Origin of the sequence: Streptococcus taonis (genome assembly GCF_029948085.1) — a bacterium.
GTDB classification, from domain to species: domain Bacteria; phylum Bacillota; class Bacilli; order Lactobacillales; family Streptococcaceae; genus Streptococcus; species Streptococcus taonis.
Map to the genome: position 1 here is coordinate 43,004 of NZ_JARZZP010000009.1, position 12,135 is coordinate 55,138.

At 42.0% G+C, this 12,135-nt stretch carries 8 protein-coding genes; 6 read left to right on the top strand and 2 right to left on the bottom strand.

Translation table 11 applies throughout. The features are described 5' to 3' along the window. Nucleotides 1-5,736, top strand: a 5,736-nt coding sequence (locus tag QEZ38_RS06055; RefSeq protein WP_281335332.1) for a G5 domain-containing protein, incomplete at its 5' end; no start/stop codon positions are given. Between the two features lie 133 nt (nt 5,737-5,869). On the opposite strand, the gene QEZ38_RS06060 is transcribed toward QEZ38_RS06055, so the two are convergent. Both QEZ38_RS06060 and sstT read right to left on the bottom strand, forming a co-directional pair. Then, complete coding sequence (locus tag QEZ38_RS06060) at nt 5,870-6,841, bottom strand: aromatic acid exporter family protein (protein WP_153225045.1); 972 nt, start codon at nt 6,839-6,841, stop codon at nt 5,870-5,872. 213 nt (nt 6,842-7,054) lie between these two features. Beyond that, nucleotides 7,055-8,260, bottom strand: a complete 1,206-nt coding sequence (gene sstT / locus QEZ38_RS06065; RefSeq protein WP_281335333.1) for a serine/threonine transporter SstT — start codon at nt 8,258-8,260, stop codon at nt 7,055-7,057. Between the two features lie 150 nt (nt 8,261-8,410). On the opposite strand from sstT, the gene QEZ38_RS06070 reads away from it, so the two are divergent. The 5 genes from QEZ38_RS06070 (at nt 8,411) to yhbY (ending at nt 12,117) form a co-directional block, all read left to right on the top strand. Next, nucleotides 8,411-8,977 (top strand): mechanosensitive ion channel family protein, encoded by a 567-nt coding sequence (locus tag QEZ38_RS06070; RefSeq protein ID WP_281335334.1) that lies wholly within the window; start codon nt 8,411-8,413, stop codon nt 8,975-8,977. Between the two features lie 51 nt (nt 8,978-9,028). Beyond that, nucleotides 9,029-9,934: a magnesium transporter CorA family protein gene (locus tag QEZ38_RS06075; RefSeq protein ID WP_049508908.1), complete on the top strand. Its 906-nt coding sequence runs from the start codon at nt 9,029-9,031 to the stop codon at nt 9,932-9,934. A 24-nt stretch (nt 9,935-9,958) separates the two neighbouring features. After that, complete coding sequence (locus QEZ38_RS06080) at nt 9,959-10,486, top strand: YqeG family HAD IIIA-type phosphatase (protein ID WP_281335335.1); 528 nt, start codon at nt 9,959-9,961, stop codon at nt 10,484-10,486. 2 nt (nt 10,487-10,488) lie between these two features. Then, nucleotides 10,489-11,595 (top strand): ribosome biogenesis GTPase YqeH, encoded by a 1,107-nt coding sequence (gene yqeH / locus QEZ38_RS06085; protein WP_281335336.1) that lies wholly within the window; start codon nt 10,489-10,491, stop codon nt 11,593-11,595. Nucleotides 11,596-11,805: 210 nt separating this feature from the next. After that, nucleotides 11,806-12,117, top strand: a complete 312-nt coding sequence (gene yhbY, locus QEZ38_RS06090; RefSeq protein WP_000060171.1) for a ribosome assembly RNA-binding protein YhbY — start codon at nt 11,806-11,808, stop codon at nt 12,115-12,117. The last annotated feature ends 18 nt before the right edge of the window (nt 12,118-12,135 follow it).

Below are 12,135 nucleotides of genomic sequence, written 5' to 3' on the forward strand. Positions count from 1 at the left end.
CTTGAAGTTACGACAGAAGCAGTTGCTTATGACACTATTCATCAGGAAGATCCAGACTTGCTTAAGGGTCAAACTCGTATTATCCAAGCAGGCCTATCAGGTGAGCGTACTATCTTAACCGAGGTCACCAAGGTTGATGGTAAGGAAACCCGTAAAGTAGTTTCCAATGAAGTCACCACCGCCCCTGTATCAGAAATCATCGCAGTAGGTACTAAGGTAGACTCCACCTCAACCCCAAGTGAAGTTTCTCCAAGCTTGGTCCAAGAGAAACCAGAGCTTGAAGTTACGACAGAAGCAGTTGCTTATGACACTATTCATCAGGACGATCCAGATTTGCTTAAGGGTCAAACTCGTGTCATCAGAGCAGGAGTAGCAGGTGAGCGTACTATTTTAACCGAGGTTGCAACTGTCGATGGCAAGGAAACTCGCAAACTGGTTTCTAATGAAATAACAACCGCGCCCGTTACCGAAATTATCGCAGTAGGCACCAAGGTAGACTCCACCCCAATTCCAAGCGAAGGTACTCCAAGCTTGGTAGAGGTGAAGCCAGAGCTTGAAGTTACGACAGAAGCCGTTGCCTATGATACTGTTTATCAGGACGATCCGGACTTGCTTAAGGGCCAAACTCGTGTTGTTCGAGCAGGGGTTGCAGGTGAGCGCACTATTTTAACCGAGGTCACGACTGTGGATGGCAAGGAAGACCGCCAAGTCAAATCCAATACTGTGACTTTGGAGCCAATTTCCGAAATCATAGCAGTAGGCACTAAGGTAGAATCCACTTCAACTCCAAGTGAAGGTACACCAAGCTTGGTCGAGGTGAAGCCAGAGCTTGAAGTTACAACAGAGGCTCTTGCTTATGATACTATTCATCAGGACGATCCGGACTTGCTCAAGGGTCAAACCCGTGTCATTCGAGCAGGAGTAGCAGGTGAGCGCACTATTTTAAAGGAAGTGACGACCGTAGATGGCAAGGAAAATCGCAAGCAGGTCTCTAATGAAGTTACCACCGCGTCCGTTACCGAAATTATCGCAGTAGGTACTAAGGTAGAATCCACCTCGATTCCAAGCGAAGGTACTCCAAGCTTGGTCGAGGTGAAACCAGAACTTGAAGTTACGACAGAAACCGTTGCCTATGATACACTTCATCAGGACGATCCGGACTTGCTTAAGGGTCAAACTCGTGTTATTCAAGCAGGCGTTGCAGGCGAGCGCACGATCTTAACCGAGGTGACGACTGTAGATGGCAAGGAAACTTGCAAACTGGTTTCTAATGAAATAACAACCGCGCCCGTTACCGAAATTATCGCAGTAGGTACTAAGGTAGACTCCACCTCGATTCCAAGCGAAGGTACTCCAAGTCTTGTTGAAGATAAACCAGAATTGGAAGTTACGACAGAAGCAGTTGCTTATGACACTATTCATCAGGAAGATCCAGACTTGCTTAAGGGTCAAACTCGTATTATTCAAGCAGGCCTATCAGGTGAGCGTACTATCTTAACAGAGGTCACCAAGGTTGATGGTAAGGAAACTCGTAAAGTAGTTTCCAATGAAGTCACCACCTCCCCTGTATCAGAAATTATCGCAGTAGGTACTAAGGTAGAATCTACCTCAACACCAAGCGAAGGTACTCCAAGCTTGGTCGAGGTGAAACCAGAGCTTGAAATTACGACAGAATCCGTTGCTTATGATACTCTTCATAAGGATGATCCAGACTTGCTTCAGGGTCAAACTCGTATTATCCAAGCAGGCCTATCAGGTGAGCGCACTATTTTAACCGAGGTGAGGACTGTAGATGGCAAGGAAGTCCGCCAAGTCAAATCCAACACTGTAACCTTGGCGCCAGTTACCGAAATCATCGCAGTAGGCACTAAGGTAGAATCCACTTCAACTCCACGTGAAGGTACACCAAGCTTGGTCCAAGAGAATCCAGAGCTTGAAGTTGCGACAGAAAACGTTGCTTATGATACTATTCATCAGGAAGATCCGGACTTGCTTAAGGGTGAAACCCGCCTTATCCGAGCAGGCGTTGCAGGCGAGCGCACGATTTTAACGGAAGTGACGATTGTCGATGGCAAGGAGGTCCGTCAAGTCAAGTCCAACACTGTAACCTTAGAACCAGTTACCGAAATTATCGCAGTAGGTACTAAGGTAGAATCCACCTCAACCCCAAGTGAATGTTCTCCAAGCTTGGTCCAAGAGAATCCAGAGCTTGAAGTTACGACAGAATCCGTTGCCTATGATACAATACATCATGAAGATCCAGACTTGCTTAAGGGTCAAACCCGCCTTATCCGAGCAGGCGTTGCAGGCGAGCGCACTATTTTAACGGAAGTCACGACTGTAGATGGCAAGGAAGACCGCCAAGTCAAATCCAACACTGTAACCTTGGCGCCAGTTACCGAAATCATCGCAGTAGGCACTAAGGTAGAATCGACCTCAATTCCAAGTGAAGGTTCTCCAAGCTTGGTCGAGGAGAAGCCAGATCTTGAAGTAACGACAGAATCCGTTGCTTATGACACTATTCATCAGGAAGATCCAGACTTGCTTAAGGGTCAAACCCGTGTCATCAGAGTAGGAGTAGCCGGCGAGCGTACTATTTTAACCGAGGTTACGAGTGTAGATGGCAAGGAAAATCGCAAGCAGGTCTCTAATGAAATAACAACAGCCCCGATTCCAGAAATCATCCTTGTAGGGACCAAAAAAGAGCCTCTGCCTTTACCACAACCAAAAGTTGAAACCCAAACAATCCCCTACAAAATAATTTATCAAGCAGATGACAGTCAAGAGGTCGGTTCTAGAAAAACGAAAACACATGGTGTCAATGGACAAGTAGAAACCACTACCCGATATACAAGAGATCAAACAAGTGGCCAGATTGCAGAGTCTAGTACATCAAAAACCTTGGTGGAAAAGGTAGATGAGATTATTCTAGTTGGAAGCAAACCAAGTGTGGAAATGAAGGTTATCACCAATAAAACGATATATGAAGCGGACCCTGCGCTTCCTTATCAAACAGAAAAAGTTGCTGTTTCAGGTAAGGAAGGAAGCGAAAAAACGACTACCACCTATCAAGTAGATGCTCAGACAGGTCAGGTTACAGAAAGAGAACACCAAAAAGAAGTAACAGCTCCGATTGATAAGGTAGTGAAGGTCGGAAATGTCCAGACTATTGTGACCCCAATTCCAATCAAGGAGGAACGTCGTCAGGATCCAACACTTGATAAGGATTTTGAAAAAGTAGAAAGCCAGGGCGAGCCTGGCGAGACCACCACTACCAGAGTCTATGAAGTAAATTCTCAAACAGGTGAATTGCTATCACACACGGAAACAAGTACTGTGACAAAAGCAATGAAGCCAAAGATCATCTTGGTGGGAAGCAAAGAAAACAAACCTCATCTTCTTCCAGTGAATACGGAGTTGGAAAATGCCATTGATGTAAGACCGGCTAGCCAAGGAATGAAGGCTGTAGATTTGCTTTCCAATCCTTACGTGACAAATGCCCTCAGACCAAATATTCTGGGACGGGATGTAATTAGTAAGAAGATTGAACTCAAAAAAACTAATCCTACTATTACAGATGAAGAGGTTAAAGAAGTCCTTCGCAAAGAATATCTAGAGAGATTATCTATTAAAGATACGCTTGAAGAAACGAAAAAGACCCTAGATACAGACCTTAAAAAAGTTGTAGCCCATACCTTGAGTGTACTCGGAAACACAGCAGAAACCAGAGCCAAGGTTCAGGCAGATTTAGAAGCTAATAAGGAAAAGATTCTCCTAGGTTTAACCTATATCAATCGTTTCTACAATATTGATTTTGGCAAAACCAACATCCGTGATATTCTTGCCTACAATCCAAGCTCTTTTGGCAAGAAGGTGACGTCATTAGAATGGCTAACATCTCTAGGTTCAATGAGCTATGATGAGATGAAGCTGGTCAATAGTCCACGAACATTTGAAACATACTTTGGAAAAGTAACAGATAAGTCAAGCCTATTAGACTTCCTTGACTATAACCGAACAACCTTTACAAACATGGATGGCGATACTTGGTTGAAGGATGCTACAAAAGCCATCGTTGTTGAGAAGCAATCTAAAGAAAAAACAGACGAAAATGTAAGTCTCTACACGAAGTTGACCTCTGATCCTGCCAAGTATGGAGCAGAACCTCAACAGATTGATAATCGCAAACAATATAACATGGCTACCCTTCTAGGACTAGTGAATATCAAGGAACCAAGCGTTTATGCCATTACAAATATGGCAACCGTTTCTTACGGAAATATCGGAACTTATATGGATACCTCACTGGCTCAGAGCAATCCTGCTCAATATAAGGCTGAATTGGAAAAAGTGAAGGCTTTGGTTGAATTGACAGCTGAGCGTCAGGCTGCTTATGTTGATACGCTTTATAGAATCACTAAAAAAGACAATCAATCAAAACTAGTAACCAACCGTTTGATTGTGGATACTATGAAAAAGTATACTAGTAAGCAAAATGTAGGCATCAAGGAAACCTGGTCCAAGGAGTTTGGTCCAGAGGCGGATAAGGGAGTCAAGGACTTCATGTCTCCGTTAGGCATGTATTCTCCGCCTCAATCAGTAGGTGCTGAGGCTAATGGGGCTGGTGTTCGCTACTTTATTGATAGGGTTTTGGACGATCGAGGGTCAGCAACCTATTCTCATGAAATGACTCACTTGTTGGATCGTACAGTTCTCTTTAACAATTATGGTCGACGAGATGGTACAGGGGCAGAATTCTATGCACGTGGAATCTTTGAAAACTCCTACACTCCTGAAACGGATAGCTACTTTAACTTGAACTTTGTTTATGATGAGAGTGACAAAGACAGTTTCTACAACAAGACACCAGAGCGCTTTAAATCAGCCGCAGATTTGAAAGAATATATGCACGGTAGTTTCGATGTTCTCTATACTTTAGATTATCTAGAAGCTGAGGCGAGTCGAGGATTATCAGCAACGGATAAGGCAGTCTACTTCAAGCAACTCTTACCAAGTGCGACAAGTGGTTCAAGAACACCTGTTCCTTATCCAAATCCATCGGTCAAACCAACTCACCAGAGTGAGGAAATCAAGGCCTTGACCGAGGCAGATGCTAGCAAGCTAGGCGATGTTCATAGTTTGATTGACAATCACATCGTGGTAAATCGCTATATCATTAAAGGATTTACGGCTACAGGGAAAGTAGATGCCAATGGTTATTATACCGTTGATATGTTTGATACGATTTATGGTGTCAACGAAAATGATAAGGGGATGAGTGGCGATATCAGCTTTAGAAAACAAGCCTTTGAACTCATGGCAGGTCTTGGTTACTACGAAGGCTTCGTTCCTTATGTCTCTAATCAATACAAGCAAGATGCAGAAAAAGAGAATCGTCCTTTGTCAGACCAGTACATCTTTGAAAAGATCTTAGCTGGTAAGACCTATGCTCAATTTAAGAAGGAACAAATGGATGAACGGATTGCTAATATCAGTAAGTTAAAACCGATTACCATTGACTACAAAGGTAAGCAAGAACTGATTTCTAGTCCTGAAAGAATGAAGCAATTGATGGAAGAAGCGGTAAAAGAAGAACTTGCTCAGATTAAAGTAGGAAATATCAGCCAAAAACAATACCGATTTATTGAAACTCCTGTTCAGACGTTGAAAAAAGCTATATACAAGGCATATCTCAAGGAATCAAATGAGTTTAGAAATTCCATCTATACTTCTTAAGGGAAAGATAAGTCTATCATTAGGAGTTCATAGAAATTTTGCAACTCAGTAAGATTCACTAGTGAGCTAGGTTCGAAACAGAAAAACACCTTTCGAATGGCAAGTTTTTGCAGATCGAAAGGTGTTTTGTGTGTTAAGATAAATTACTTTTGTCTTCAGTATACCGCTGATAGAAGTCAACTTTCAGTTGGATAAAGTTTTCCAATTCGCGTAGGAGTTGGAGCAAGGTTGCGCGTGTTTCAAATTCTTCTCTTGTTTTTGGGAGGGTGCGATGACGAAAAACTTCAAGATAGCCTTCGATGGCAGCTAGCAAATCATCGGCAGGATTGGTCTGGCTGAGTTGATCCGCAATTTTCGCAAAAAGTTGAGCAAGGATCAGGCTTTCACTTGCGGCTAGATTACAGGTGTTGATTTGCTGGGCCATATTGCGAAGAATGCGACTCTGTCTCTGTCTCATTTCAAAATAGTGGATGTGGTAATCGGTTTGGTGAAAAAGATGATCCGAATGGTCTAGGTAGACGAGTTTTAGAGCTTCTTCAAGGAGCTGGTCCAGTTCTTCAACAAGTTGGGCACGGTTACGACCATCACCTTTTCCAAGGTAATATTCAAAACGGAGGAGGATATGCTTGAGTTTTTCTTCTACCTTGAGATGGTAGAGATGGATCTCTTTTTGCCGAGAAGGCATATAGAGATTGACTGTCAAGGCAAAGCTAGTACCGATGAGAAATAGGAGAAGTTCATTCACTAGCAGTTCTGGTGAGGTAGACTCTTGAACTAAGAGATGACTGACCAAGACACTACTAGGGGTAATGCCAATCTCCCAGCCCAGTTTATAGGTCAGAGGGACATAGAGGGCGAGATAGAGACCAAAACTCCAAATATGGTAGCCAGTCAGTTGAAAGGCTAAGACGCCGATAGACAGAGCCAGCAGGGTTGAGAATAAGCGGTTTTTAGCCAGTTTGATCGTACTTCTACGGGTATCTGATAAGCTCAAAAGGGCGATGATACCAGCAGAAACAGCCGAAGATAAATCAAGAAAGTAGGCTAGAACACAGGCTAGACAAGTGGCTAAAACAAGTTTAAAAGTACGTTGAGTGATAGACATGAGACATTTCCTAAAATGAATGATAGAAACCAGACAAAGGCGGTGGGACAGAAATCGATAGACAAAGTCTCGATTTCGTCGTCCCAGCCCCGCGAGGATGATTAGGAGCTTTTTGGAGTCTAAAAGACGAACAAAAAGTTCAATCAGCTACCGCGTCAAAGTTTGATTGTTAATGAAAAGTGAGGTCGGGATTTTTTGTCCCAACCTCCTTGATTATTTATTGCGAGCAGAGGAAAATTCGGCTACTGCTGTAAAGAGGACATCTGTTGAGGAGTTGAGGGCTGTTTCGCAAGAGTCTTGGATAACACCGATGACAAATCCGACACCCACAACCTGCATAGCGATATCATTGGTAATCCCAAAGAGACTGCAAGCAACCGGGATAAGTAGGAGAGAACCTCCAGCAATTCCTGAAGCACCGCAGGCAGAGATGGCTGCAACAATACTGAGTACAAAGGCTGTTGCAAAATCAACTGAGATTCCAAGGGTATTGACAGCAGCTAGGGTTAAGATATTGATAGTGACAGCAGCTCCAGCCATATTGATAGTTGATCCAAGTGGGATAGAGACAGAATAGGTATCTGGATTAAGCCCTAGATCCTCACAGAGTTTCATATTAACAGGGATATTTGCAGCTGAGCTTCGGGTGAAAAAGGCTGTGACTCCGCTGATACGCAAACATTTCCAAACAAGTGGATAAGGATTTTTCTTGATAAAGAGAAAAGCAATCAGAGGATTGATCACTAGGGCAACGAAAACCATAGTGGCAATCAAAAGTCCGAGTAAGATTCCGTAATTTGCTAAACTCGCAATACCTTGGCCAGAGATGGTTTCGAAGACTAACCCTAGGATACCAAATGGCGCAAGGTTAATGATCCATTCGACGATTTTTGAAGTCACACTGGCCATTGTTTTGAGTAGTTCCTTGCTATTTTTGCTAGCTTCTCGCATGGCAACTCCAAAGACGATAGCCCAAGACAAAATTCCGATATAGTTAGCTTCGATGATGGCATTGACAGGATTGTCTACTATTTTTAGTAGGAGATTACTGAGGACTTGTCCGATGCCGTCTGGAGGAGTAACTTCTGTACTAGCACTACTCAAGACCATCTGAACAGGGAAGAGAAAGCTAGCCAAAACTGCTACAAGAGCCGCAGCAAAGGTCCCAAGCAAATAGAGGAAAATGACTTTTTTCATATTGCTATCTTGACCTTTCTGGTGTTGGGAAAGGGCGTTAGCGACTAAAGCAAAAACCAGGACAGGGGCGATGGCCTTTAGTCCTCCTACAAATAAATCTCCCAATAAACCAATGCCAGTTAGATTAGGAACGAGTAGACCTAGAATAGCTCCCAAGGTCATTCCAATCCCGATCCGTTTGATCAGATTTGTTTTGTTCCAAGCACGAATAATTCTTTTCATAAAGGTCTCCTTTTTGTGTATTGTTTATGATTATAGTATAAATATACTTGAAAAGCAAGTGTCTTATAGATTTTATTAGAATAAATGAATATTTATGAAAAGGATGGCGAGGAAGGATTTATGGTATAATGAATAGAAAAGGAGTTTTATATGCAAGAATTTTTTCAACGTTATCTGGATAAATTAGATGTAACAACTGTTTTAGAAAATCTCTTGACCAAGGTGATTTCTCTTCTACTTCTTATCCTTCTATTCTATATAGCTAAAAAGTTCCTCCATGTTGCTGTACGAAAGATTGTTAAACCTTCACTTAAGTTTTCAAATCGAGATGCAGGTAGACAAAAGACCATTTCTCGTTTGCTTGAAAATATTTTTAACTACACACTTTATTTCTTTTTGATTTATTGTATTTTATCCATTCTAGGTTTACCTGTCTCTAGCTTGCTTGCAGGTGCAGGGATTGCTGGGGTAGCTATCGGTATGGGAGCACAAGGCTTTCTATCAGACGTCATCAACGGCTTCTTTATTCTCTTTGAACGTCAGTTGGATGTGGGAGATGAAGTTATTTTGACCAATGGGCCTATTACTGTATCGGGAAAAGTCGTTAGTGTTGGAATTCGGACGACTCAACTGAGAAGTGACGACCAAGCCCTTCACTTTGTTCCTAACCGCAATATTACCGTTGTGAGTAATTTTTCAAGGAAAGAAGAGAACTGAAATTTTACTTGATTTATGGTACAATAGAAAGAGTTTGGTAAAGGAGAAACGATGTTTTTAGATAAGCAGTTAGGGAATGGTTGCACCTGGATTAATCTAGATGTGGAAATCATCAAAAATCTTGAAGATTTATCTGAAATCTATGGATTGGATAAAGAAACCATCGAGTATGCGCTGGATAGAAACGAACGAGCCCACATGGATTATAACCGTGAAAACGGGACAGTGACCTTTATCTACAACGTTCTTGACTTAGAAAGGGACAAGGAATACTATGAAGCTATTCCTATGACCTTTATCGTGGAAAAGCAACGAATGATTACCATCAGCAATCATAAGAACGCTTATGTCATTGATCAGATGCTAGGCTATCTTGAAAATCATGAAATCATTTCAATCTACAAGTTTCTATTTGCCGGTTTAGAGCTTATCAGCAATGCTTATTATCCTGTCATTGAACAGATGGATAAAAGTAAGGATGAAATCAGTGCCTTGTTGCGTCAAACAACCACTAAAAAAAATCTCTTTGCCCTCTCTGACTTGGAAACTGGTATGGTTTACTTGACAGCTGCGGCTAAACAAAATCGCCTCCTCTTGGAGCATATCCAGGGACATGCGCTTTATCGGAACTTTAACGAAGTGGAAAGAGAGCAGTTTGATGATGCTATGATTGAAGCTCATCAGTTGGTGTCTATGACAGATTTGATTTCCCAGGTTTTACAACAACTCTCAGGATCTTACAATAATATCCTAAACAACAATCTGAATGATAATTTGACAACCTTGACCATTATTTCAGTTTTGCTAGCCATTCTTGCAGTCATTACAGGATTTTTCGGAATGAATGTCCCTCTGCCATTTACAGAAGAGCCTAATGCCTGGATATATATTTTAATTGCTAGTTTAATTTTATGGGCAATCTTGGCTCAGTATCTAAAGAAAATTGCTAGAAACTAAAAAATAGAAAGAAAAGGAGCCAGAATGGCGATTGAAAATTATATGCCAGATTTTGCTGTGGAAGCAGTTTATGATCTGACAGTTCAAAGCCTGCAGGAGCAGGGAATCAAGGCTGTTTTGGTTGATCTGGATAATACCCTCATTGCTTGGAATAATCCAGATGGAACAGCAGAGATGAAGCAATGGTTACATGATCTCCGAGATGCTGGGATACGTATCATTGTGGTATCTAACAATACTCCCAAACGTGTCAAACGAGCAGTTGAAAAATTTGATATTGACTATGTTTACTGGGCACTGAAGCCCTTTACTTTAGGAATTAACCGTGCCATGAAACATTTCCACTATGAAAAAGACCAAGTGGTCATGGTAGGTGACCAGCTGATGACGGATATTCGAGCAGCCCACCGAGCAGGCATTCGCTCGATTTTGGTTAAACCCTTGGTTCAACACGACTCCATTAAGACTCAGATTAACCGAGCGCGTGAGCGTCGTGTCATGAGAAAAATCGCTGAAAAGTACGGCCCTATTACTTATAAAAAAGGAATCTAATTATGGAAGAAATTCTCTGTATTGGTTGTGGAGCAACTATTCAGACTACAGATAAGACTGGGCTTGGTTTCACCCCCCAGTCGGCACTCGAAAAAGGTTTGGAGACAGGTGAAGTCTATTGTCAACGCTGTTTCCGTCTTCGTCACTACAATGAAATCACTGATGTTCAGTTAACGGATGATGATTTCCTCAAACTTCTGCACGAGGTGGGGGACAGTGATGCCTTGGTAGTTAATGTCATTGATATCTTTGACTTTAATGGTTCTGTCATCCCAGGTTTGCCACGTTTTGTATCGGGCAATGATGTGCTCTTAGTCGGAAATAAAAAAGATATCCTACCTAAGTCAGTTAAGCCTGGTAAAATTAGCCAATGGCTCATGGAACGTGCCCACGAAGAGGGACTTCGTCCTGTCGATGTCGTCCTGACTTCGGCACAAAACAAGCATGCCATCAAGGAAGTCATTGATAAAATTGAGCACTATCGTAAGGGACGTGATGTTTACGTAGTTGGTGTGACCAATGTGGGGAAATCAACCCTTATCAATGCTATCATCCAGGAAATTACTGGTGACCAGAATGTCATCACAACTTCACGCTTCCCAGGAACAACCTTGGATAAGATTGAAATTCCACTTGATGATGGTTCTTATATCTATGATACGCCGGGAATTATCCATCGTCATCAGATGGCCCACTACTTGACGGCTAAAAACCTCAAGTATGTCAGTCCTAAAAAGGAAATCAAACCTAAAACCTATCAGCTCAATCCAGAGCAAACTCTATTTTTAGGTGGCTTGGGACGATTTGATTTCATTGAAGGAGAAAAGCAAGGATTTACAGCTTTCTTTGACAATGAACTCAAACTTCATCGTACCAAGCTTGAAGGAGCGAGTGACTTTTACGATAAGCATCTAGGAACCCTCCTCACACCACCAAATAGCAAGGAAAAAGAAGATTTTCCAAAACTAGTCCAACATGTCTTTACTATCAAGGATAAAACAGACCTCGTTATCTCAGGACTAGGCTGGATCCGTGTAGCAGGAACTGCCAAAGTAGCCGTCTGGGCACCAGAAGGCGTAGCAGTCGTCGCACGAAAAGCAATTATTTAAAATAAAATCACTGAGCGAACAAAGTGAGCTCATAAAAAGATAGTTATTGTTGTGGTGTGATTGCCAATCCATAGATTGGCAAGGGGCACAATTGAGACCTAGGCTCAATTGTGAGGTCCGGAAATCCATTTTTCAAAGATGAAATCATTGAAAAATTAGTTCCGACCGTCCCCACCACCTAAAATAACTATCAAAAAAGGAAGAAAGAATATGTCATTAACATCGAAACAACGTGCCTTCCTCAACAGCCAGGCACACACCCTCAAACCCATCATCCAAATCGGGAAAAATGGACTCAACGACCAAATCAAAACCAGCGTTCGTCAGGCACTTGATGCTCGTGAATTGATTAAGGTTACACTCTTGCAAAATACAGATGAAAATATCCACGAAGTAGCTGAAATCTTGGAAGAAGAAATCGGTGTGGATACAGTCCAAAAAATCGGCCGTATCTTGATTTTATATAAGCAATCAAGCAAGAAAGAAAATCGTAAGATTTCTAAAAAAGTTAAAGAAATCTAAAAATATACTCCAAAAAAC